Raw genomic sequence first — 26,881 nt, 5'->3', positions numbered from 1 at the left:
TATTCACTCATTACTCAGGATTACTCATATTATATAAAAATAAAGAGTAATCCTTTAATTCTATTCTCTAATCCTCCATAGCTGCCATAACAAGATTTAAAACACGTCCATTTATATTAATAAATTCTGGCTTTTCAAAATGCACAGTTTCCGCTGCAAAAAATGCCATTGTCAAATCGTGTTCTGGATCAACAAAAATTTTTGTTCCACCATATCCTGTATGGTCAATGCATTTCTCTGATCTTAAAATCCCATCGCTATCTTTTTTATTTCCATGAAGATTCCAACCTAATGACCAGCCTGAATATTCTTCTCCTAAATCACATGAAACCCCTTTATTATGATTAATAAACATTTGGTCTATACTTGCCTTAGATAATACTCTAACATTATTAAGTTTTCCTTCATTTAAAATCATTTGAGTGAAACTCATCATATCATCTACAGTTGTTTTAATACCACCTGCTCCACTTTCAGAAACATAGTTTTCTTTGCAATTAAACCACTCTGCACTAACAGCTGTATCAATTCTTCCAATAATTCTATGCCATTTATCTTTTGGCATACGCCACGCAGTATCTTTCATACCTAATGGAACAAATAGTTTTCTTGAAGCATATTCATCTAAGGATTCACCTGTGACAGCTGTGATTATATCAGCAAGTCTTTGATATCCATAATTAAAATAAACCATATTTACACGTGGCTTACGTTTCATTTTAAATTTTAAAGAAATAAGATATTCAACGTCCCCCATTCTTCCTTCTATACTCCTATCAACCCCCATCTTTTCAGCTACTTTAGTTGAAAATTCTTCAAATTCTTCATGTGAACATTCATTGTTAGGTACTTCTATTCCAAGTTCATTTTTAATATATTCATTTAAAAAATCCCAAATTTCTTGATCATCTAAACCACTAGAATGAGTCATCAAATGCCATATGCATACGTTTTCTTTACCTCCCCCAGTAAATTCAGGAAGGTACCTGCATACTCGCTCACTAACATCAACAATCCCATCTTCTTGTAAACATAAAATTAATGTAGCTACAATAGGCTTTGTAATAGAACACACATTAAATATTGTATCCAATTTCAAACCATATTCTTTTGTGTTAATTCCATAGGTACCTTCAAAGAAGATAACACCTTTCTTCATCCCTTTAAAAATAATTGCCTGCCTCTGACCTTGTTCAATAAAATAATTTAACTGTTTATCCAATACTTCTAATCTTTCTGGTATAATTCCAAGCTCTTCTGCCTTGTTCATTGCTTCCTTAGTAATACCCATGCTTCTATTCCCCTCCATTTTTAAATTTACCAATAATTCCTTTGAAATCGTCTAAATACCATTAAAGTATAAATTTAATTTTTCTTAATTTAGATAATAGCTTTATTTTATTTATTTGTCAATTATTTTAAATTTATTTAAACTTTATAAAAATTGACACATATTAAACAAATCCCCTCGAAAATCTACTCGCATTTAGATTTTCATGGGGGATTTATTAAAATAATATTTTTTTCTACTCCTCTAATTCATCTGAAAATACTCTTTCAATATGCATTGCAAGATATCCAATTTCAACTTCTTTAAACTCTTTCTTTAACTCACGGCCTAGTTTTCTGCATATTTCTTCTGCAATTTCAAATGACTTAGGAAATCTTTCGCTAATGTAATCATTCATATCCAACTTTATTGTCTCACCTTTTAATATTCTTGCTGCCATATATTTAATATGGCTCATAAGACGATTATAAGATAATGATTCAATATCAATTTTTTTCCCAATACTATCTTCAATAGAAGTAATACATGATCTAACAAGCATTGCTATCTCCATCGCCTGTGATACTTTTTCATTTCCGAGACTTGAATGAATATGAATTGCTATATAACCAATCTCATCTTCATTTATATCAATGCCTTTTATTTCCTTTATAATATCTTTTCCTTTACATGCTACTTCATATTCTTCTGGAAATAAAGCTCTGATATCTTGAGTTAAAGGATTGCTTATTTCTTCATTATTTTCTATTCTTTTTACTGCAAATGCAATATGATCTGCAAGAGGGCATAAAATGTTCTCATCTACTTTTGTAAATTTCTTTTCTGCTTCTATAATGATGCTACCTGCAATTTCTAAAAATTCTGGCTCTATATCATTTATTAGTTCTTTAGATAAACCTCTTTCTGTTTCTTTTTGCAAAAGGTATATGTGTGCATTTTCAGGAGCTTCCATACGTTCATTTACTTTTTTCCCAAAACCTATACCTTTTCCTAGCAAAATATATTCATTCAAAGTATCCATATCTATAGCCATTACTCCATTATGATTTAGTGCCTTTATAACTCTGAACATTTTATGCCTCCTCTTTACATGTTATTCAAATACATCAATTGCAATAAGAGCTTCTCCAGCCTTTATCTTTCCTGTCTTTAATAAACGTACTTTTTGTTTACTATTTAATGATGTGCAAATACATGGTGATGAAGTTGATGGTGCATTATCTTTTATAAAGTCTAAATCAAAACTTAATAGTTTATCACCCTTCTTTACCTTATCTCCATCTTTTACAAAAGTTTCAAAGCCTTTTCCATCAAGCTTTACTGTATCTATTCCTATATGAATAAGTAATTCAATTCCATCAGTTGTTGTTAATCCTACTGCATGCTTTGATGGGAATACAAAACTTATAACTCCATCTGCTGGTGCTACAACAGTGCCATCAATCGGAGTAACTACTGCACCATCTCCCATCATCTTGCTTGCAAATGCTTCATCTGGTGATTCTGATAAATCTTGAGCTTCACCAGTTAATGGACTATCTAATATTATTGTATTAATAATGTTTCCTTCAACTTCTTTTTCAATTACTTTTTCTTCATTATTTTTTTCTACTGTATTCATTATAATTTCTTCATTCGGTGCTGCTGCTAAGTAATCTTCTAAATTTGACTTTATAACAGTTACTCTTGGTCCATATATAATTTGAACCCCAACCCCTTTATGAACTACTCCTGATGCTCCAGATTGCTTTAATAAAGCATCATTTACTAATTCTGCTTTATGTACTGTACAACGTAATCTAGTTGCGCAGCAGTCAACATCTGAAATGTTTTTCTTACCTCCAAGACCTTGGCATATCATAGCTGAAAGTTGATCTGAATCTTCATTTTTACCATTTTTCTTTGCTTCTACATCACTTCTACGATAAAGTTTAACTTCATCAGTATCTTCACGACCTGGAGTTTTTAAATTAAATTTCTTAATTAAGAAAGTGAATAATAAATAGTATACTACAAAATATCCAATCCCTACAATAACAATCCATATCCAGCTTGTTTTTGCATTTCCTTGTAAAATACCAAATAAGAATAAATCAATTAATCCACCTGAGAAAGTCATACCTACTCCAACACCAAACATATGCATTAGCATATATGCAGCTCCCGCAAATACACAGTGAATTCCATATAATGCTGGTGCAACAAATAAAAATGTAAATTCAATTGGTTCTGTAATACCAGTAAGCATTGAAGTTAATGCTGCAGATATTAATAATCCACCAACTATTTTTTTCTTTTCTGGTTTAGCACATTGATACATTGCAAGAGCTGCCCCTGGTAAACCAAATATCATAAGTGGGAATTTACCTGACATAAATCTTGTAGCTGAAACACTAAAATGCTCTATTCCTTTAGTCCCAAGTTCTGCAAAGAAAATGTTTTGAGCACCTTCAATAAGTTTTCCACCAACTTCAGCTGTACCTCCAACTGCTGTTTGCCAGAATGGTAAGTAAAATACGTGATGAAGACCAAAAGGTATTAATAAACGTTCCATTAAACCATAAACCCATGTTCCTGCATAACCTGATTGAAGAACTATATCTCCAACTTTATAAATACCTGCTTGAATATGAGGCCAAATATAAAACATTAAAATTCCAACAATTAAATATGTTATTGCACTTACTATTGGAACAAATCTAGTTCCACCAAAGAATGATAATACTTGTGGCAATTCAATTTTATAATATCTATTATGTAGCGCTGCTACTCCAAGACCTACAATAATACCACCGAAAACACCCATTTGTAATGAAGTAATACCAAGTACTGAAGTTGCTGCTCCACTAAGAAGAGCTTCAGTTCCACCATTAATATTAATCATAGCACCTATTGATGCATGCATAATAAAGAACGCAATTGCTGCTGCTAGAGCTGCAACTTCTTTTTCTTTTTTTGCCATACCTATTGAAACACCCATTGCAAATATTAAAGGTAAATTACCAAATACTACATTTCCTGCTGCACTCATTACAGAAAGAATTGAATAAGCAAATGTACCTGGTCCAATTAAACCAGTAAGTCCATAAGTTGCAAGCATTGTTTCATTAGTAAATGAACCACCTATTCCCAAAAATAATCCTGCTACTGGTAAAATAGCAATTGGAAGCATAAATGATCTTCCTACACGTTGTAAAACGCCAAAAATTTGATCTTTCATATTTTTTCTCCTTTTTGTATATAATATTTTTTATATACTTGAGGTGTCTTTAGACGCTTTTTGACACAAAAAAAGCATCAACTAACATAAACATCCTCAAATATCTATGTATAGTTAATGCCTGCTTCCCAGTAACATACTATATCAATACAATTATTTTACCCTACTTATAATCATTCGTCAATATTTTTATTAAATATTAATTTACAATTATATATTATCAATTATATTTATTTTGAGAGTTATGCAAAATAGCCTCATGATTATATTAAGAGAATATTATCATGAGGCTATAAAAACAAAGTATACAATTAATACTTTTTTCAAAATTTATCTATTAATCATATTTTTTTCACCAATTGTGAAAAACTCAAATAATTTCTATTCTGCAAGTATTTTAATTTCATTATATTTTTTTAGATCTGTATAAAGTTCACTAAGATAAGGATTTCTTTTTGTCTTAAATACTTTCCAAATCATATAAGCGAATACTGCTATATTTGAAAGTAATGATAATAAACTAAATGTCCAAAGTGGAACAGTATTGTAAGTAGACGAAACTAGAAAAGTTCCTTTATCAATAAATGCTGGGAATGTTTGAGCGAACATACACCATAATGCTAAAGTATGTGCACGATGCTGTAACCACGCACCTTTTCCTATTGTAAATGCACAGAGTGTTGGTGCTAACAGTAATGCAAAACCGCAATACCAAGCATGACCTGGAAGACAATTATAAGTATAATCAAAATTCCATAGGTCATATGCTATTATCCAAAACCATAGCATATCAGGCCACAGCATGTCCATACTTCCATCTTTAATAGTCTTTTTCCTTAAGCAGATTCCAAACCATCCTGTTATTGTTATAATATTTAAAATTCCAGCAATACCATTTATAAAATTCCATGGACCTCCAAGAACATACATAGCTTCATCGGCTAAATTTCCGCCTCCATGGTATTGCATACCAACTTGAAAATCACGGCTTACTGCCTCTGCTATATTAATAGCTAAGATTAAAGGTGGAAAACATAATGCCCATTTCTTATCAGCTAGTCTCCATTCCTCACCAGTTGATTTATCTTTTCCTCTAACATATTTGATACACCAAAAACCAATACATCCAGCTGTAGATGAATATACTTTTGCAAGATGAAACCAATCTGTATACGTTGTATCTTTTAATACTGTAAACCATAATCCTGACAGTACTATTGGTAAAATAACAAAACAGAAAAGACCAACATATTTGAATCTGCGTGTTATTTCATTTAGCCCAAAGAGTGCAATAAAAACAAGTATCCAAACACCCCATACACTTAATATTGATGCTCCTTGACTGTAATTGAAAGTAAACATTTTACTCCCCCCTAAATATGAATAATTTAACATTTTCCACATTTAGTATATATCGTTTTCAGCCCCTCATTCAATAGACAGATATGTGAAAGTGTCACGAATTAATACTTTCATTCACTTTTTAAAATTATTATTTCATTGCTTCTTTGGCAAACGCAGATACTGAACGAGAAATACTCCCTCTTATCATTATCAAAAGTTTTTTTAAAATAATTTCTGGTTCTATTTCCATACCTTCACTTATCCAGTCTATAATCAATCCATTAAATACATGCCTATAAAAATTAACAATAAATTGTTCATCTTTCTCTGATAATCTTACCTCCATTTTTTCTGCACAATCCCTAACCACATCATCGAGTAATTTATTCGAAAAATTTGTAAAGTAACTATTGGCTTCACACCAATAAGATGAATTATACACATGTAGGATCATTTTTGAATTTCTTTTCATATAATTCATGGTTGCTAAAAAACCACCAGCCCAAGTTTTAACAGTTCTATTTTGTGCAATTTCTCCAGATAATTCTTCATATATTATAAACTTGAAAATATCCATAATATCTGTAAAGTAATAGTAAAAAGTCTGCCTGTTTACACCACAACGTTCACAAATATGCTTTACTGTAATTTTATGTATACATTGCTTGTTCAATAATTCTTTAAAAGAATTAATTATGGCAGTTTTAGCATGTTGTCTCATAAATACTTCCCCCATTATTTAGTGTAATTTATTCCCTTTTCTATTATAATTTAATCAACATAAATTTCAAAGTAATTTAATTAAATCAAAACGTTTCTTTTATAAAGTCTATATTTATGTATCTTATTCTGTTTAAATTGAATCATTACAAAATAACTATATTAAAAACTTAATTAAAAAATGACTAATTCAAATATATTCTTATCATTTGAATCAGCCACTTTAAATTTTATCTAATTAATAAAACTCTTGAAGAAATTACATGAAAATCTATTAATAATGTTAACAAATATAATCTTGATTTTTAAATTACAAATTTAATCAAATTCAATAGACTATTCATTGGAGTTCGTGAAATATTTCATACTAGTTTTCTTCAACTCTTTTGTACTATATAAAATTCTATAATTCTCAATACGTATATCAACGGCTATCTTTTCAATAATTTTATTACAACTTTCTCTATCTTTTTCATGTATCATAGTATAAAGATTATAATCCCAAGAACCAAACGTTTTTCTTTCATAACAATGGCTTACTTCTGAAATTGATGCCATATACTTTCCCACTTTATCTAAATCTTCATCATTTATTTTCCAAACTACCATAGCATTGGCATTAAAGCCTGCTTCTCTATGATAAAGTATAGCTCCGATTCTTTTTAATATTCCCATTTCATTGTAAGTTTTAATCTTATTTATAAGTTCCTCTTGCTTCATATTAAGTTCAGAAGCTATTTCCTTATATGGAGTAGCTGTTATAGAAATATTTTCTTGAAGTCTCCGTATTATTTTCTTATCAAAACCATTAAGCATTTTTATCATCCCCTTGAAAATTTAAAGCTACTTTAACCTTAAATAATTTAATAGAAGGTAAACTCATTATTTCATTTAATCCTGTTTCACGTTTTATTTCTTCAAGAATATTATTTAAACTTTCCTCTGAATGTGTTATTATTGTAAACCACATATTGTACTCATCTTCTCTTATGTAATTATGTGTTACTTCATAATAATTATTTATGAATGCTGCAACTTCTTCAATTTTATTTTCCGAAACTTTAGCTGCGCAAAGAGTACTTATATATCCTATTCTTCTTGAATTAAATATTCCACCTATTCGCCTTATAATTCCATCTTCTTTTAATTTTCTTACTCTTTTTAAAACGTCATTTTCTGTAAGCATTAATTTTTCTCCTAATATTTTAAATGGCCTTTTATCTATTGGAATTTCATTTTGCATAAGATTAAGTAGCTTTTTATCTATTGTATCCATAAGAATTCCTCCCTATCTGAGATTAACTTTTAATTATTAAAAATGCATATTCTATCAGATGACATATAATCTCCACCATTATAATATGCAGCTCTCGCCCTACAACCACCACAATTTTTTTTAGATTTACAAGTATTGCATGTTCCTTTGTAATCTTGAGTTCTTAAGTTATTAAATAATTCATTACTCTTCCATATTTCATCAAAAGGGGTTTCTCTAACATTTCCTGCTACTTCTATTAAATAAGCACACGCTTGTACATCTCCTCTAGGATTTATAATGCAATAATTTAATCCTGCAATACATCCTCTTTTAAATCTGCTATATATACCTAAATTTTCTGCAATTCTAACAAATTGAGGAGCACAGGTTGGTTTTATTTCTATATTAACTTCCTCTTGCTTTTTCATTATTGAAGTTAATAATTCTTCATATTCTTTAGGATTTAACAATTCATCTTCTATGTTTTTCCCTCTTCCTGTAGGTACAAGGAAGAAAATGTGATGAGCTGCTGCACCCATAGCAACTGAAAAATCAGTCAAGCTGATTATTTCATCTTTATTCCAATCCATAACTGTTGTGTGAACTTGAAATCTAATTCCTAAATCTCTACAATTTTTCATAGCATAAATAGTATCTTTAAAAGCTAAATCATTTCCCCTAAAAAAATTATGTTTTTCAGAATTAAGACTATCAAGACTTATGCCTATTGCAGAAATTCCAGCTCCTTTTAATTTTTGTGCTACCTCTTTTGTTATAAGAGTACCATTTGTACCAAGTACAGGCCTTAATCCAGTTTTAGCTGCATAATTTATCAAATCAAAAATATCGTCCCTCATAAGTGGCTCCCCACCTGAGAATATCATAATTTTAAAATTAGCTTTTGCAATTTCATCTATAAGTTTTTTTGCTTCTTTTGTATTTAATTCACCTTGAATTTCCTTGCCTGAATCTCTATAGCAATGAGTACATTTTAAATTACATCTATTTGTAGTATTCCATGATATTATCATTCATTTCACTCACCTTATATACTTATATTTTATTTATCTATTCACAATTACTATTCAAAGATTACCTTTAAACATAATTTTTTATTTACAATATTAAATTATTTTTGTGACAATGTAATAGAGTTATAATTTAATTTCACTGTCAGTAAGGTAACAAGCTGGATCTTCTGCCCAAAAATCATTATGTACTGTTTCTGCCCTAGTTCTAAAATTTCCATTACAAACCTTTAACCATTTGCAAACAGAACATCTACCCTTTAATAACTCTTTTCTATTTCTAAGACCATTTAACATTTCGTTATTAGAATTCTTCCATATAGAACTAAAACATTCTTCTTTAACATTTCCGAAAGTATGCTGCCAAGTGAATTGATCTGGGTGAACATTTCCGTAAAAATCTACATTGGCAAAAGCCATTCCTGATCTGTTTCCTCCGTTAGCTTTTAAAAGTCTTAATATATTTTCACTTTTATCTTTGTATTTTTCTAAGGATTTTAAATACGTATAAACAGCATCTGCATGGTTGTCTACAGTAAGCATTTCAACATTTGGTCCAAATTCTATGGCTTTACTTATAATTAAATCTAAAACATGTCTTGTTTCTTCCTTAGATATATCTTCCTCCATCATTTTACTTCCTCTACCTGAATAAACTAAATGATAAAAGCAAACTCTTGGGATATTTTCCTCTTTTATAAGTTTAAATATATCTTCTAATTCTTTATAATTATTTTTATTTATAGTAAATCTAAGTCCAACTTTTTGGCCTACTTCAATGCAGTTTCTTATTCCTCTTAAAGAACTGTCAAATGCACCTTTAACTCCCCTAAATTTATCATGATTTGCTCCAATCCCATCAAGACTTATACCAACATATCCAAGGTTTATTTTCTTTAATGATTTGCAAATATCTTTATCTAAAAGAGTACCATTAGTTGATATAGTACTTCTAATTTTTCTTTGATTTGCATAATCTAATAAATCTAAAATATTCTCCTTCATTAATGGTTCTCCGCCTGAAAACAACAATGCTGGTACATTAAACTCTTTTAAGTCATCTATGAATTTTTTTGATTCATCTAATGTAAGCTCTCCTTCATATCGTTTGCTATCTGAACTTGCATAACAATGTTTACATTTTAAATTACAAGTTTTTGTGCAATTCCACGCAACTACAGGACCTCTACCAGGGCTTACTCCATACTTTTCTACTGCTGCTCCCTCTACATATCTTAAGCTATCTCCATAATTTTCTGAATTACATAATAGTTTAGTTATACTTATCATATTAACCTATTATCCCCTCTTTAAATTTAAACTAGTATTCTCCACTAAATAATTTCAATAAATTTTATAATTCTTAAAGTATGAAATTTATTAAAATTATATATTTTGTAAAATAATTCTTATACTATAAATTTAACAAATTCCACAAAAATATCAACTATTAATTATAATTACATAAAAAACGTTACTCATTTACACAATCAATGCTATTCAAATTATAAATTAGATGCTATATAATATAATAAAAAACAAAGCCCATATCTTTAATTTCCAAGTAAAATAAGATACAAACTTTGTTTCATATTATTTTATATAATTCTTTAAGTATTAATTTTAAAATTTTAATGAAAAAAAATTGATTTTTAATTATTTACCCTGCATCAAAAAAACTCATTTGATCACTTTCTGGGAGACCATTTAAACAGTCGAATTTTCTAAGTAACTCTATAGCTGCGTTTCCAATCTTCGAACGCTTCCTTACATCCTCTACAGAGTTAAATGGCTTTTCTTGAGCTGCATTAGATATACCTTCTGATGCCACATTTCCCATTCCTGATATACTGTTTATAGATGGTCTTATACCATCATCCTCAACTTGAAATTTTGTAGCATGAGATTTGTATAAATCTATTGGCAGGAATTTAAGGCCTCTCTCATACATTTCTAAAACTATTTCCAAGTCATCGTACATATCCTTATCCTTAGGAGCAGCGTCATAACCCATTATCTCAATTTCCTTCATTTTTTCTTTAACCTTTTCTTTTCCAAAAATCATAAATTCTGCATCGAAGGCTTTTGCTCTAATACTGAAATAAGTTGCGTAATAAGCCTGAGGTATGTGTACCTTAAACCAAGCTATTCTAAAGGCCATCATTACGTAGGCTGCAGCATGAGCCTTAGGGAACATATATTTTATCTTTTTACATGAATCTATATACCATTCTGGCACTTCATGCGCCCTCATTAAAGCTTCATATTCTGCCCATTTCGCAGGATTCTTTAATGCCTGACCTTTACGTACCAACTCCATTATCTTAAAGGCATCACCTGGTGGCAGCCCTTTTTTAATAAGATAGATCATAATATCATCTCTTGTACATATAGCCTCACTTAAGGTTACTATCCCTTGGTCAATTAAGTCTTTTGCATTTCCAACCCATACATCGGTACCATGAGAAAGTCCAGATATAAATATTAAATCAGAGAAAATTTTAGGCTTTGTATCTACAAGCATTCCTCTTACAAACTTAGTTCCAAATTCAGGAATTCCAAAAGTTCCTACCTTAGAATTTATCTGACTAGATGTTACCCCTAGAGCCTCAGTTGATGAGAATATAGACATAGTCTCCTTATCATCCATAGGAATATCTTTAGGATCAACCCCAGTTATATCTTGAAGCATTCTTATAACTGTTGGATCGTCATGCCCTAATATATCTAGCTTCAATAAGTTTTGGTCAATTGAGTGATAGTCAAAATGTGTTGTTATGATATCTGAATTCGCATCATCTGCAGGATGTTGTACTGGGCAAAACTCAAAGATTTCTCGGCCCTTTGGCACAACTATAATTCCTCCTGGATGCTGTCCTGAAGTTCTTTTTATACCTGTACACCCTAATGCTATTCTTATTGTTTCCGCTTTATTTATTGGTTTGTTTTTCTCTTCATAATACTTTTTCACATATCCAAAAGCTGTTTTCTCCGCTATAGTACCTATAGTTCCAGCTTTAAAAGTTGTGCCCTTACCAAAGATAACTTCTGTATATTTATGAGCTTTTGCCTGATATTCTCCTGAGAAGTTTAAATCTATATCCGGTTCCTTATCTCCATTAAATCCCAAGAATGTTTCAAATGGTATATCTATTCCATCCTTAACTAGCTGCTCTCCACAAACAGGACACACTTTATCAGGTAAGTCGAAACCAATCTTAGCGCCATAATCCGAAAAGTCCGAATGTTTGCATTTAGAACATCGATAATGTGGTGGTAACGCATTTACTTCTGTTATACCAGTCATGTTTGCTACAAAAGATGAACCAACCGATCCTCTCGAACCTACTAGATAACCATCTTCATTGGATTTCCATACCAACTTTTGAGCTATAATATACATTACAGAAAATCCATTTTTTATAATAGAATCTAGTTCTCTATCTAATCTAGCCTGAACGATTTCTGGCAGTGGATCTCCATACAACTCATGGGCTTTATCATATGCGATATCTTTAATCGTCTGTTCACACCCTTCAATGTGAGGTGGACATTTTTCTGGTGAAATAGGACTAATCTGTTCACACATATCTGCTATCTTATTTGTGTTTGTAACTACAATCTCATAAGCCTTTTCTCTTCCTAAATAAGCAAATTCCTCAAGCATCTCCTCAGTAGTTCTTAAATATAATGGAGCCTGATCATCAGCATCCTTAAATCCCTGTCCCGCTTCTAGTATACGTCTATATATCTCGTCCTCAGGATCTAAGAAATGAACATCTCCTGTTGCCACTACAGGTTTATCAAATTTATCAGCTAATGCTATAATTTTTTTATTAATTTCCTTTAGATAATCTTTATTAGGTACCTGCTCTTGTCTTACTAAATAATCATTATTCCCTAGAGGCTGAATTTCCAAATAATCATAGAATTTTGCAATGTTTTCTATTTCCTCTTCAGATTTTCCTAAAAGTATAGCCTGAAACAGTTCACCTTCACTACAAGCACTTCCAATGATTAAACCTTCAGAATATTTTTGTAACATACTCTTTAAGATACGTGGTTTTTTATAAAAATAATCTAAATGAGAATATGATACAAGCTTATACAGATTCTTTAATCCTGCATAATCTTTTGCTAGTATTATTACATGATTGGTCTTAACCTTTTTATAAGCTTGCTTCTTAGATTCTTCATCAGAAGCATGTATATCTATATCCTCAAGGGTTTCTACTCCCCTTTCCTTTAGCATTTCAATCATTATATTAAACACCTTAACAGTGGTATCTACATCATCTAAGGCTCTATGTGCAATCTCTACCTTTATACCAAGGTTTTTAGCAATTCTTCCTAATTTATAGGTTTTAAAATCAGGGAAGATTTCTTGCGCTAAAGATAAGGTATCTAAATAGGTAAAATCAAAATCATAACCTAAAACCCTTGCATTATGCTTTAAAAAGCCTATATCAAATTCAGCATTATGAGCAACTAAAACACTTCCTTCAATAAATTCTAGCATTTTAGGAAATACTTTTTCTATGGTTTCTGCATCTCTTACCATATCATCAGTTATTTTGGTAACCTCTACAACCCTCATTGGAATTGACTTTTCAGGATTTACAAAGGTACTAAATTTATCTATTACCTTTCCATCCTTTATTTTCATAACTCCTATTTCAGTAATTTTCTCTGTTACTGGAGAAAAACCTGTAGTTTCTAAGTCTAGAACGCAATATGTTGTATCAACCCTCTGGTCCTTAATATTTGTTACAGATGGCTTTTTATCAGGTGCCAAATAACCTTCTACTCCATATATTACTTTCATATCTGAATTATCTCTTCCAAGCAGCTTATGTGCTTCTGGAAAAGACTGCACTACTCCATGGTCAGTTATGGCAATAGATTTCATTCCCCAGCTCATGGCTCTTTTAATCAAATCCTTGGCACTTGACATAGCATCCATTTGACTCATTTGTGTATGCATATGAAGCTCTACCCTTTTAACTTCTGCTCTATCCTGCCTCTTAGTCTTTCTAATTCCATCTGTTTCAATTATACTATTGGCAATAAGTTCAACTTCATGAGAAAAATTACTATAGCCTGCATTTCCAGCAAGTTTAACTCCCTTAGCCTTTTTTAGTTTAGGTAATACTTCCGCATCATCACCAGGCTTGCAAAATACCTTACAAGTCATGGAATTTGATCCATCATATAAATCAAAAGAAATTAATGTTTTTCCACTTCTTAATTCCTTCGCTTCTATATTAGATACTTCACCTTGCAACGCTACCCTTCCCTCATTTGGTGTGATATCAGTAATTTTTACTGCTGGTTCCTTAATATTAGCATTTCTACCAACAATCAAAAGTGAATTTACTTTTTTCCCATCACCTTCTACATTTACTTCTTGTTTATTTTCTTCAACTTTTTTAGGCAATTCAGTAGCATTATTACTTTGTGTAGTTTTAATTTCTTTAATGAACATCATTTCATTTGCACGTTTATCTTCTGCAATCTTTACTAATTCTTCATTATCTAATTTATCAATAAAATTAATATTATATTGTTTCCCATACATATGTTTTATAACTTTATTAATTTCTTTATCATATTCCATTGTTTTCAAAAAAACTGATACTGGAATTTTAAAATTGAAAGTTATAGTATTTCCAACCACTTCATATTCACTATTATTCGCCGCCGCCTTTAAAGCAGGATATTTTTTTGACATGGAAGATATAATGTTTTTTAATTCCTCTTCTATAGGCCTTATCTTGACTTCGTCGGTATACTTTACAGTAATTTTAGAATCACTTAATTCAAATCTTTCTTTTATAAAGTTGCTAAAACTCTCAATTTCTCCAATTTCAATATAGTTATCTGAACTAATCTCCATTTCTAGGACTTTAGTTCTTTTACGTAACGTTACAGATTCTATAAAGGCAGTATTTATCTTTCCACTCAATTTATAATCACTAAAAGCTTCATTTACTCTCTTCATACTACTCATTACCTTTTCTAAAAATTTTTTCGCATGTTACTATTATATATGTTAAACTTATGATTTGTTAAGTCTGAAAAAAATGTATATAGATACTTCTATCTAAAAGGTACTTCTATACCTCCTTTATATTTGTTCTAAATAACATTTATATTATTTTATATTATAAAAAATAAAATGCCCTAAACCGCTTTCTCTTATTAAGAAAAAATATAGTTTAGGGCTTAGTTTTACTTTTTAGAAAAACTTTTATTCTTTACCATTTCAACTATTAAGATATAATAATTAAATATCAAGTGCAGCATGATATCCTTGATATACTGCTGTTGTTATAGTTGATGGACGTACACAATCTCCAATTTCTATGACATAAGGTGCACAATCAATCAATTCTTCCGCAACGTTTCTTCTTGCTCTTTGTCCAAGTGCACAAATTACTGAAGTACCTGGAACAAGATGTTCCATACCAGCCGCATCAGCGCATAAAACGCCTTCTTCTGTTACCTTTAGTCCTTTATATTCTGTATGAACATGAATATTGTTCTTTTCGATTTCCATTAATAGAATTGGACGATGTCTGATATTTGCATCTGGAGCAAGTTCAGCTCTCATTTCTACTAAATGTACAATTCTACTTTCTTGTGCAAGGTGTATTGCGGCTTCGCAGCCTGCAAGACCGCCTCCAAGTACCACTACTTCATCTGTGACCTTGTCCTTTTCTAAATAATAGTCATTAACAACTACTATATTCTCACCATTCAAACCTGGAATTGGTGGAACAAGCGGTTCTGAACCAACTGCTATAATTAATGCATCAACATTTTCTTTTTCAACATACTCTTTTGTAACATTTGTATTTAAGCGAATCTCAATGCCCAAATCTGCTGCTAATTTTCCAAATGTAACACCTAACTCATACATTTCATACTTAAATGGAAGTGCTTGTTCTCCCTTAAGTATTCCGCCTAACTCATCAGACTTTTCGCAAAGAACTACCTTATGTCCACGTTTTGCAGCAGTGATAGCTGCCTCTAATCCCCCTGGTCCACCACCTGCTACTAGGACTTTACGTGAAGTTGCTGCTGGTATAATTTCCATTCCTCCTAATTCACGTCCAATCAATGGATTAACTGTACAACGTCTTGTTGATGTCATAGCACGCTCAGCCATACATGTAAAACATCTTAAACATTTTACAATATCCTCATCTTTATTTGCCATAACTTTTTTAGGTAGTTCATGATCAGCTAAAAGTGCACGAGCCATTTCAACAACATCTGCTTTACCACTAGCTATTATTTCTTCCATCATTTCTGGATCATTTAAGCCCCCAAGTGTTGCAACAGGAACACTTACATGTTTTTTAATTTCCGCTGCAAGATAAACATTTGATCCATGTGGTAAAAACATAGAAGGATGTGTTACTCCAAATCCTCTTTGGTAAGTTCCTGCAGATACATGAAGTAAATCAACTCTTGATTCTACTAATTTAGCAATTTCGACACCTTCTGCAAGATCATAGCCACCTTCAAATAATTCAGAACCACTCATTCTAAACTCTATTGGAAAGCCAGATCCAACAGCTGTACGAACACTATCAAGAACTTCTTGTGCAAAACGTACTCTGTTTTCTAAAGAACCACCATATTTGTCTTTTCTTTTATTAAAATAAGGAGATAAGAATTGATTAATTAACCACCCATGTCCACCATGAACCATAATCATTTCAAATCCTGCTCTTTTAGCTAATGCAGCAGTATTTCCATAAGCTGCTACTATATCATCTATCAACTCTTGAGTAAGTTCTTTTACCGGAAGACCATCTGGACGAATAGTTTCACTTGGTCCCCATTGAGCTAGTCCTTGTTTTTTGCTCTTATCAGTTAAATAAGTTCCAGCATATTGTCCTGAATGAGATAATTCTACACTGGCAATTGCACCATGACGACGGATAGCATCTGCAGTGTAAGTAAAACTTGCAAGTGAACCTACTGTTTGTAGATCAAGGTGATACATATGTGAACCTTCTGTTTCTGGATGAACCACTACTTCACTTACAGTCACTGAAGCTGCGCCACCTTTAGCTCTTAATTCATAAAAAGCTGTAGATGCAGGTCCCACAGTACAATCTGCAGTAATATCTGTTCCCCCCATAGGCGCTGAAAACATTCTGTTTCTAAAATTTACATTTCCAATTTTAATTGATTTGCATAGATTTGGATATTTTCTTTCCATATTTTTATTCTCCTTTATTCTTTAATTAATTAATTTTTATTATTTCTAACCGATATAATTTTTTATTATCAACTCTATATTTGTTAAATTATTCACTTTCTAATGCATATCATAGAATTATCAAACAACAAACATACATGTTAATTCTACTTACTTATTTGTTGTGGCTTATTTTTTCTTTACAAAACGATAAAAAAATGTTAATACAAAACCTATAGCACATAGAATCGTTGCTATTAAAAATGCTCTTTGATAACTATGGTCAATAGCATATACATTTTTCATGACTGTTGGTCCAAAATAACCTGATATTGCAAAACCAACGAACATTATTCCATAATTAACACTATTGTGTTTTGTACCAAATTGATCTGCAGTAAACCCTGGAAAAACACCCATAAATGCGCCAAAAGATACCCCAACACTTATAATACCTATATAGAACTTTGTAACATCTCCTTGTCCTGAAAAATACAGACATCCAAGTCCCATGATAGCAAGAACAAATGCAATAGTAAGTGTATTTATTCTGCCAATTTTATCTGAAACATAACCTGCAAAAATACGGCCACCAGTATTGAACAATGCCAAAACAGAAACCACTGTAGTTGCAGCTGCAACTGACATTCCAATCATACCTTGCGCTAAAGGAGATGCTAATGCAGAACACATTAATCCATAGAATGCACCACATAACAATACTAAAATCATTGGATAGAAAACAGGGCTTGTAAGCATTCCTTTCCAGTCTTTATCATTTTGATTTAACTTGTTTCCATTAGAAGCTGGTGGCATCCAACCTTCAGGAACAAATTCTGCTGGACATTTATCAATAAAGAATGAGCAGACACATACAATAATGAGAAATACAGTACCTATTATCTTAAATGCCGCTGTTACTCCAAAATTACTAATTAATATATTAGCAACTGGTGGAACTATTACTGAACTAAAGCCATAACATGCCGTTGTAATACCTCCAACAAATCCACGTTTGTCTGGAAAAAATTTAATTGAATTACTGATTGTACATCCATAAACCATTCCAATACCAAGACCAGTTATAATACCATACGCCAATACTAACACGTTTAAGCTAGTGGCAAACCTGGATAAAATCATACCTCCGCCAAAGAGTATTCCTCCAAGAAAGATAACTTTTTTAGGTCCAAAAGTATCATTAATTCTTCCACCTGTAATCATAGTAATAGGTCCAACTGAATTTGTAACAGTGAAAACGATTGCTAGAACCCCGGCAGTTAAGGTAGCACCAGTAACTTGACTCAAGTACTTTGCCATAGGAGCTGCAAAAACACTCCAAGCATACATTGAACCAATGCATAAATTAATAAAGCAGCTTGCAATTAAAATAATCCATCTTTTTTTTGTTAGTTCCATTAAAATTCCTCCTTGTTTATCTTTCTTGTTAATATTATCACAATTTCATGTTAATAATATCACGATTTTATAATCATGTAAGTACAAATATATAAATATTTATATATTTGTATTTATATATTTTGATATATACATTTAACATATAATAATGTATAATATTCTTTTCATTTATTCAATTTCATACAATTGTAATTTACAAAAACAATGCTATAATAAATAGAGTTAGGAAAGAGGTGTGTTTATGAGGACACTTAAATTTGCAATTTTAGGATTATTAAATAGAAAACCAATGACAGGTTATGATATAGGAAAAGAATTCAATTTTCAATTAGCTGAATTTTGGAGTGCAAAACACAGTCAAATCTATCCAGAATTAAAAAAATTAGTTGACGAGAAACTTATAGTTTATGATATTGAAATCACTGGAGATGTTTTAGAAAAAAAAGTTTATACCATTACAGAAAAAGGCAAGAAAGACTTTTTAAAGTGGTTAAAGAAAGACGAACCCATGGAACAGACACCAAAAAATATTTTTCGCCTTAGGATGTACTTTTCAAATAATTTAGATTTAAACACTAGACTTCATTTATTAGAACAGCAGTTATCTCAACATAATGAAAGACTTGCTTTTTTATATACTCAATTGGAACCTTATAATGGTATTCCACATATTGATAGTGATGCTTTTGGAGATTTTATTGTTCTAAATGGAGCTATTATACGAGAGGAATCTACTATCAAATGGTTGAACCTTTGCATTAGTTATTGTAAAAATACTAATTAAAATACCCCATGACATTTTATAAATTAATTGTCATGGGTTTTATATTTTAAAGTTAATTTCGCGTCATATCATAATTTTCTATCTAATTACTTCCAAAAACTGAAATTCATACGTGTTGGAATTTTTTTATCTTTAAGTTCTTGTCTCATCTTTGCTATTGCTGTATCAACTTCTTTTCTTATAGCTGCTTGTTTTACTGAATCTACAGTTGTTATAGTTCCACCACTTGGAGCTTTATTGCTCTTTGCTGCTGAAAATGCTTGAACATTTGTAAATGTTCCTGCTTTCATAAGATCAAGTTGATAATCCGTTTTATTTCCAAATGCCATACCATTAGTTATGTTAATTGTGCCAGCTCCATTATTTTCATCAAAACCTTTTGATGTATTATCAACAGCTAAACAATTTGTCATACTCCTAACACCACTTGTTTGAGCACCATATTTCGATGACCCTGAACCCATTTTAAATCCATTACCGTTTCCAGTTGATTTACCTTTTGTCACGTCATTATCTACTGGAAGTCCTTGTGCTTTATCATATGCTCCAGTATAAACTTTAGCATCTCCATTGTGATATGCTACACAATTGTTATATGTTACATCACTGTTTTCTATAGCAAAACTGTCCCAAGCATCATCTGAATTTTCAGCTGCTACACAGTATGTGAATACATTACCTGTTCCAAGGAAAAGCTTTGCTGCAAATCCATCCGCATTTCCACCAGTTGTAAGTGGATCAAAGTTTCTGTAAGCTACACAGCCAGTTACAGTATTATTATCTGGACGTACTTTAAGTCCTAAGTCTTCTAATCCGTCACTACCTGAAATTTGAAGACCTGCATCACCATTATAACTGAATACACAATCTATAATTTTATTATTATCTGGTTCTCCTGGCTTCTGATCAGCTTTTTTTAATGCACTATTATAGTTTGGCTTTATAAGCATACCATTATCATATGCCTTTTGAATTGTAAGACCTTGAATTGTATAATTACCTCCACTTATTCTTACACCTACATATGCATCACCTGTTTTACTAGGGCTTGCTTTCTTTGCAGCATCTCTAAATGAAGAGAAATCTAATACTGGTGAGTATCCTGCTGCTGCCTTAATTGTAATACCTGAGTTTACTTTATCAAGTACAAGTTGGCTTGTACAATCAAGTGTATTTGCTGCAATTTCTATTGTTTGTCCACTAGTTGCAGAAGTAACAGCTGTTTTTAACTCATCAAAAGTCTTAACTGTTTTAACATCTGTAGCTTTAGCTGCTGCTATACTGCTAGTAGTAGTTTTAGAACTAGTTGTCGCTGCAAATGCGTTTACAGTAGGAGTTCCAGCTACATAACAAACTGATAAGGCCATAGATACAATTGTTAATTTTGCTAATAATACTTTTACTTTTTTTGACATAATTTAATCGCCTCACTTATTTTTATTTGTTTTAAAATGAGATTTAATCTCATTTTAAGCATATTTTTTAATTATATATATTACTTTTATACATTTTATTATGTGATTTATATTATAAATATAAAGCATAAAATTTAATATAATCCCATTGTTAACGTTAACTATAATTCGATTAAAAATTATGCCTCATTATTCATTAATAGTTTGTATGATTATTTAACTATTGAATTTCCTCCAACAGAAACTAAACTAGATTGGTAACCTTTAATCTTAGCCATTAAATTAGCATCCATAGTAGAACTTGTGTCATCAGCATTTGTAAATTTCCATATGAAATCTCCACCATTTCCTCTTCCTGCATAAGTAGTAACATTATTTCTTACTGCTTCTGGTGCATCCGGTTTATAGTTGTACATTGTTGAACTTGTATCGAAATTATTATAAGTTGTTCCTCCACTTACAGTTTTGTATGTGTTTGGAACTACTTCATTTCTTGTTTTAGCTAAATATGCATCAAATTGAGTAGCATTGTCACTAGCATAAATAAGACTTGCAGCGCCTTCTATCTTGTTATTGTATGCCTTAATCATACCACCAGCTTCACCTGAGAATCCAGCTCCTGCAGTACCATATTTAATATCAGTACCTTGTAATGAACTTAGCATTGGATCTTTACAATTTCTAAAATCATTAGCTTCTACGAAAGCTGACGAACCTTTTGTAACACCAACTCCATATTTTGCATTACCATCAAAATAGTTATTGTACACGTGAACAGTTCCGACCCTAATACGAGGATGTCTTGAATCTGAGTGATCAAACCAGTTATGATGATACGTAACAAAGAAGTTTTCTGTATCCTTCATGCCACAAAGTGAAGATTTTCCTGAATCATAATAATGATTATATGCAATTGTAACATAAGTTGATAGTTTTACATCTGTAGAACCATCACCCTTTACTTGGTCTGCATCACTTCCAGCTGATCCATAAAAAATATCATTATTGTGAACCCAAATATTTTCATTGTCTGTATCAAGTGAAATACCATCATCAGGGAATAACATCACTCCAATATTTTTGATTTCTACGTTATGAGAATTTCTAACAAGAATTCCCCAACCATAAACTGTAGCATCTTCTCCTACACCTTCAAATGTAGTATTATAAGAACCTTTTAATTCTAAATATCCAGTACTATTAAGTCCAGTTATATCAGATGATTTAATTTGACCTACCATACGAATAATAAGTGGAGTTTTATCATACCCCTTTTGACGTTTTGATAAAATATCAGTAAGACCTGTACATATAGTTTTAGTTCCTTTTGCATTTGTTACAACATCTAATTTTATTGTATTTACTGTGCTGGCTGTGATATATAAAATATTAGCATTAGCTGCTACAGTACCATTATCATTATATCCTCCTGAACCTGTTCCCATTGGTGACTGCTTAGAAAAAGCAAACCCTTCTCTTGTATTTGATTTTACACTAAGAGATTTTGTAACTGCTTGTGATGAAGCTACCTCTTGATTATTAACAATAGGTACTATCTTTATTACATAATTACCTTCTGCTAGACCCAGTGCATCAGCTCTATAATATGATGCATATTTTCTAATTAATTGATTATCTAATTGCTTATATTGAGAATCAGGAGCACTTGCTAACTTATAATAAACATTATATCCTGTAGCATTTTGAACAGCGTTCCATTCTACATTTGCTGATTCTAACCATCCCTCACTATCTAATATAGATACTTGACTATTTAATGTAGCTCCATTAAATTCTCCTGCTGTAGTTGTTGTAGCCTTTGCAGCACTTGTACTCTTTTCAACTGCTACTGTTGCTGAGCTTTTACTATTAGTTGATGTACTAGCACTAGCATCAAATGTTGGTGCCATGACTATTGATGATGCCAAAGTAGCTAACACTACTTTTTGTGAAAACTTTTGAATTTTATTATTCTTTTTAAGTCTTTTTACCATTTAACGATCCCCTTTTCATTAATTTATTTTTTATTTATATATGTTCTAAAAAATTTTGTTCATTAAGATTTAATTTCTATATTAGAGTGATTGGATAAGACAACCAACTAAATTATGAACTTTCTTAATTAGAACTTATATATATTAAATCAAATCAACTATTATACGTTTACAGAAAATAATTAATCTGATTATAAGGCTAGTAAGATTATAAAGTTTAAATAATATTTTAAAAATTTTATTTAAATTTGTATAAAAATATATTTAACTAAGCTAATTATTATCATATATATTTTTTTTATCAATAAGAATATCGTAACATCATAATATAATGTCGTAAGTGCTAAGTAAAATGTCTTAAAATAGAAAATTAACATAGGTAAAAGATTAATATTCATTACAGAATTAACATTGGATATATTTATCTTTTTCAATATGTTAATCCTGCTCACCAATACTCTTTATTTTATTTTGAAAAGTCGCACAAGCTACAATTGTTTTTTTGCCTTTCTCTCTACTTTTCTTAGAACATTTGAATACTGCCCATAGAAATCAAAAAATCTCTCATTCTTATAAACATAATTTTACTATGTCTATAAGAACGAGAGATTAAACTTGCCCAGTACCAATTTATTCATAATTATATATATGTACATTTAATATTTTTTCTATATCCTAATTTTTATTTTAGGTAATTCTGCTACTTTCGCTGTACTCATATATTTCTCAATGAGTATAATAATCTCTTTAATTTTATACTCATTTTCATTATAACTACCACCTAATCTTCTGAGCTTTTAATTATATCTGTTTTTAAAATTATATAGACTAATTTATTTTAAAGTTATTTAATTCGGAAGCTAATTTTTCAGATAATACTTGAAGTTCATCTGCATATTTTGTAAATCTATCCATAACAGCTGTTATCTCTTCTGTAGATGCAGTTACTTCTTCTGATGCAGATGCTGTTTCTTGTGATATAGATGAAATATTTTCAATTTCTGATACTACACCTTGCTTCTTTTTATTTATATCAATAATAGACACCTTTACTTCTTCAACCTTAGCTATCATTGTTCCAATTGATTTAAGAATTTCATTGAAAATTTCTTGTGTTTGACCTACTGCTAACTCTTGTTCAATTACTATTTCTTCTGTAGATTTAATTGCACTTACAGCTATATCAGACTTTGTTTGAATATTTGCTATAATAGCCTTAATTTCACCTGTTGATTCTTTTGATTGTTCTGCAAGTTTTCTTATCTCCTCTGCTACAACTGCAAATCCTTTACCAGCCTCACCTGCACGCGCAGATTCAATACTTGCATTTAGTGATAATAAATTAGTCTGCTCTGTTATTTCAGCTATTGTCTCTGATATACTATTTATCTTTTTAGTGCTATCATTCATATCTTTAACTATATCATTAACTTCTGAGGTAGCTATTTTTGTTTTATTAGATTTTTCTATTAATGTACCTATCATAGATAGTCCCTTATCGCCTAACCCCTTAGTACTCATAGAAAGCTTATCCATTTCATTAGAATTTTCATTAATCTTATCCAAACTGTCTGCTAAATCATTCATCTGTTCAGCCCCATTTTGAGCATTTTGTGCTTGATCTGTTGCACCTTCTGAAACTTCTTGTATAGCTTTTGCAACCTCTCCTATAGAAGCTGTCACTTCTTCTGACATACTTGCAAGATTTGATGAAGTTTCTAACACTGTCTTAGATGAACTCGAAACATTACTCATAAGATTTGATATATTGTTCATCATATCATTAAATGAATTTGCTAAATCCATAAATTCATCTTTAGTTAATGCATTAATTGTTACAGTTAAATCTCCCTTAGAAGCTTTTTCAAATACGTATTTTAAATTTTTAATATTTTTTGCAATTCCTTTACTTAATAATAAAGATAAAATTATAGAAATCACCAATATAACCAATACTATAATTAACGTTGTTGTTAATATTGAATTTGTATCAGTAGTTACTTCCTTTTCATCTAATGTGGCTACTAATTTCCATCCAGTTAATGGATTAGTTTCATATACACCAAATTTTTCTGAATTATTAAATGTATAAGTTATAAATCCATTTTCTGATGTTTTTACCTCATTCCAAAAAGTTTGCTTAGATGCTACATCAGTATCAATTAAGTCTTTGCTAGGATGAGCTATCATACTTTTACCTTCTACATCTGAAACAAATATGTAACCTGAACGTCCTATTTTCTTTGAACTTATCTTTTGTGTAAGTGTATCCAACGAAATACTCATACCAGAAACACCAATAATTTTTCCATCTCTCTCCACAGCTTTAGCAATTGCTACAACGCTTTTTCCTGTTTGAGCATCTTTAAATGGTAAGGTTATTATTACCTTCCCTTTATTCTCAACAGCTTCTTTATACCAAGGTCTTTCCATATGATTAAATCCATCCGACATTTTTTCATTAGGATATATTGAAAATTTTCCATCTGAAGTTCCAAAATATGTACTAAAAATACCATTATTACTCTCTTTTACGTTCTTCAATAATGCTGGAATAAATGAGTATGACTCATCTTTATCAGCATTAAGAAAATTATAATTATTTGATAACATAACAACCATGCTGCTATACCCTTCGAAGTAATTATCAATTCCATCATTTACTTCTGAAAGTGTCTGCTGACTTGTTACCTTTAATTTTTCATTAAGAATTGATCCAGCTTGCCAATTAGCACCATAACCTAAAATAATTAATGGAATAATACATATCCCCATTAGGCTAATAACTAATTTACTCCTAATGTTATTAACTCTAAATCTTTTCACTTTTTCCATAATCGTCTCCTCTAATTTTATGAATTTACACTTGTTTAAGTGAATTATTATGTTTTTCGACCTTTTGTGGCATCATCTATATATTATCGACCTTCATCCCCAAACCTTTACATATACAATATATTTTCCACGATTTTGCATGTAACTAATATATCATCAATGAAGTCAGCTTGATTATTATGTAATTGGAAATTAATATTGATTCAATTATATATATGTTGAAATAATAAAATCACATTCAAAAAGGTTATACGCTGAATAAATGATTAGATATATGGTGTAAAGAACTAATTGCAACGTATATAACATTCATAATATAGAATAATTTTTATCTATACAGAAAATTCAGATTACAAGACTTTTAAAAAATTATATATCCCAAAAACAATTTTAATAAAATGTACTCTTTTTATCCAAAGTTAAGTTTCAACCTGTAAATTTTTTAATTTTTTGCTTTTTAAAACTTAATCATTAATAATTTAATTTTTATATTTATTAAATTTAACAGGTAACATTATAAGGTAATCCTCTCAAGAAATCTCTTTCTGGAGCTTCCTCTAAGAAGATACTAATCATATCCTTATATGGTTCTAAATATGGTGCATAATCTATTTTTGCCCATACTGGCTTAGGTACCTTAGGCTGATTTTCCACCCAATTTTTCTTCCAGGTGTTAGAATCTCTATACCATAACTCTAATACACGTTGAAATGGACCTGCATAAGGTGGCACAGCTTTATACGAAAATGCTCTTAACAAATCTTCTTGTTCACAAACTGCAGGAGCAAATTTTGTTAACAACCACTCTTCACCAGCTTCAAATTTAACACCATCAGGGTATTTGAACGTAACTACAAATCTAAAAAATGGCCCATCATTAAGTGTTATTCCTTTTCCTTTAAAAGAATTATCTGCTCTATAATTGCAAAATATAAAAGCTGGTGGATGTGCATTAGGATTTTTATCACTTTCACTCCAATCTCCTCTTGCTTGTGAATCTATTGGATTTCCTATAGCTTCATTATATCCTTCGCACCAAATTTCAGACATGGCAGAACCATGATCTAGCTGTACATCACCAAATGGATCTTCTCTCCAAAAATGTTCCGTCATTCTCCAATTGTAAGCTCCAAAAGCTTCAGCACCTTCTGGAATTGGAAGTGCTCTGTAAGTCGTGTATCTTTCTAATATTGGCCCATTTTGACTTACTGTATCAGGAGCATGGTCCTTAAATAACCAACGGTTCATTTTAGGTAAATCATTTAAATCCGTTAAATTAAGTGTAAGGTAACTTCTTTTCATACTTATTTTTTCCTCTCTATTTGAATAATTTTTGTATTTTTATAAAAATGGTCTAA

17 protein-coding genes are annotated in these 26,881 nt (G+C 30.8%); 1 reads left to right on the top strand and 16 read right to left on the bottom strand.

The genetic code is table 11. The features are described 5' to 3' along the window. Window positions 1-67: 67 nt before the first annotated feature. The 12 genes from CLPUN_RS15025 to CLPUN_RS14970 all read right to left on the bottom strand — a co-directional run bounded on the left by CLPUN_RS15025 (window position 68) and on the right by CLPUN_RS14970 (window position 18,495). Window positions 68-1,291 carry a serine hydrolase domain-containing protein gene (locus CLPUN_RS15025; protein ID WP_158078781.1) on the bottom strand — a complete coding sequence of 408 codons (1,224 nt, stop codon included), beginning with the start codon at window positions 1,289-1,291 and terminating at the stop codon, window positions 68-70. A 235-nt stretch (window positions 1,292-1,526) separates the two neighbouring features. Next, window positions 1,527-2,363, bottom strand: coding sequence for a PRD domain-containing protein (locus tag CLPUN_RS15020; protein WP_077848065.1), 837 nt, complete (start codon window positions 2,361-2,363; stop codon window positions 1,527-1,529). Between the two features lie 21 nt (window positions 2,364-2,384). Beyond that, a complete protein-coding gene (locus CLPUN_RS15015; RefSeq protein WP_077848064.1) occupies window positions 2,385-4,511 on the bottom strand; it encodes a PTS sugar transporter subunit IIABC in 2,127 nt (708 codons plus the stop codon). Window positions 4,512-4,892: 381 nt separating this feature from the next. After that, window positions 4,893-5,873 (bottom strand): DUF5692 family protein, encoded by a 981-nt coding sequence (locus tag CLPUN_RS15010; RefSeq protein ID WP_077848063.1) that lies wholly within the window; start codon window positions 5,871-5,873, stop codon window positions 4,893-4,895. 130 nt (window positions 5,874-6,003) lie between these two features. Continuing rightward, window positions 6,004-6,576 (bottom strand): TetR/AcrR family transcriptional regulator C-terminal domain-containing protein, encoded by a 573-nt coding sequence (locus CLPUN_RS15005; RefSeq protein WP_077848062.1) that lies wholly within the window; start codon window positions 6,574-6,576, stop codon window positions 6,004-6,006. A 335-nt stretch (window positions 6,577-6,911) separates the two neighbouring features. Next, on the bottom strand, window positions 6,912-7,391 hold the full coding sequence (gene ahbB, locus CLPUN_RS15000; protein WP_077848061.1) for a siroheme decarboxylase subunit beta: 480 nt from the start codon (window positions 7,389-7,391) through the stop codon (window positions 6,912-6,914). After that, window positions 7,384-7,851, bottom strand: a complete 468-nt coding sequence (ahbA, locus tag CLPUN_RS14995; RefSeq protein ID WP_077848060.1) for a siroheme decarboxylase subunit alpha — start codon at window positions 7,849-7,851, stop codon at window positions 7,384-7,386. Before ahbA ends, ahbB begins: the two co-directional genes overlap by 8 nt. Window positions 7,852-7,880: 29 nt before the next feature. Next, complete coding sequence (nirJ2, locus tag CLPUN_RS14990) at window positions 7,881-8,864, bottom strand: putative heme d1 biosynthesis radical SAM protein NirJ2 (RefSeq protein ID WP_077848059.1); 984 nt, start codon at window positions 8,862-8,864, stop codon at window positions 7,881-7,883. 123 nt (window positions 8,865-8,987) lie between these two features. Next, window positions 8,988-10,151, bottom strand: coding sequence for a putative heme d1 biosynthesis radical SAM protein NirJ1 (nirJ1, locus tag CLPUN_RS14985; protein WP_077848058.1), 1,164 nt, complete (start codon window positions 10,149-10,151; stop codon window positions 8,988-8,990). Window positions 10,152-10,521: 370 nt separating this feature from the next. After that, window positions 10,522-14,862 carry a DNA polymerase III subunit alpha gene (gene polC, locus CLPUN_RS14980; protein ID WP_077848057.1) on the bottom strand — a complete coding sequence of 1,447 codons (4,341 nt, stop codon included), beginning with the start codon at window positions 14,860-14,862 and terminating at the stop codon, window positions 10,522-10,524. Between the two features lie 285 nt (window positions 14,863-15,147). Then, on the bottom strand, window positions 15,148-17,097 hold the full coding sequence (locus tag CLPUN_RS14975; RefSeq protein ID WP_077848056.1) for an oxidoreductase: 1,950 nt from the start codon (window positions 17,095-17,097) through the stop codon (window positions 15,148-15,150). Between the two features lie 168 nt (window positions 17,098-17,265). Next, window positions 17,266-18,495, bottom strand: a complete 1,230-nt coding sequence (locus CLPUN_RS14970) for an L-lactate MFS transporter (protein ID WP_077848055.1) — start codon at window positions 18,493-18,495, stop codon at window positions 17,266-17,268. Between the two features lie 241 nt (window positions 18,496-18,736). Here CLPUN_RS14970 and CLPUN_RS14965 point away from each other — a divergent pair, with 241 nt between their 5' ends. After that, entirely contained in the window at window positions 18,737-19,279 is a 543-nt protein-coding gene (locus CLPUN_RS14965; protein WP_077848054.1) for a PadR family transcriptional regulator, read from the top strand. 86 nt (window positions 19,280-19,365) lie between these two features. Here CLPUN_RS14965 and CLPUN_RS14960 read toward each other — a convergent pair whose 3' ends face one another. From CLPUN_RS14960 to CLPUN_RS14945, 4 genes are all read right to left on the bottom strand, one after another. Further along, complete coding sequence (locus CLPUN_RS14960) at window positions 19,366-20,694, bottom strand: right-handed parallel beta-helix repeat-containing protein (RefSeq protein WP_077848053.1); 1,329 nt, start codon at window positions 20,692-20,694, stop codon at window positions 19,366-19,368. A 212-nt stretch (window positions 20,695-20,906) separates the two neighbouring features. Next, the gene (locus CLPUN_RS14955) at window positions 20,907-22,688 is read right to left on the bottom strand and encodes a pectate lyase family protein (protein ID WP_077848052.1); all 1,782 of its coding nucleotides are present in this window, start codon (window positions 22,686-22,688) and stop codon (window positions 20,907-20,909) included. 828 nt (window positions 22,689-23,516) lie between these two features. After that, on the bottom strand, window positions 23,517-25,523 hold the full coding sequence (locus CLPUN_RS14950) for a methyl-accepting chemotaxis protein (protein ID WP_077848051.1): 2,007 nt from the start codon (window positions 25,521-25,523) through the stop codon (window positions 23,517-23,519). A 501-nt stretch (window positions 25,524-26,024) separates the two neighbouring features. Continuing rightward, window positions 26,025-26,825 carry a hypothetical protein gene (locus tag CLPUN_RS14945; RefSeq protein WP_143329065.1) on the bottom strand — a complete coding sequence of 267 codons (801 nt, stop codon included), beginning with the start codon at window positions 26,823-26,825 and terminating at the stop codon, window positions 26,025-26,027. Window positions 26,826-26,881 lie beyond the last annotated feature (56 nt).

This window comes from Clostridium puniceum (assembly GCF_002006345.1).
GTDB lineage: Bacteria > Bacillota > Clostridia > Clostridiales > Clostridiaceae > Clostridium > Clostridium puniceum.
The sequence above is the reverse complement of the archived record's forward strand: the minus strand, read 5'-3'. Positions and strand labels throughout refer to the sequence as shown.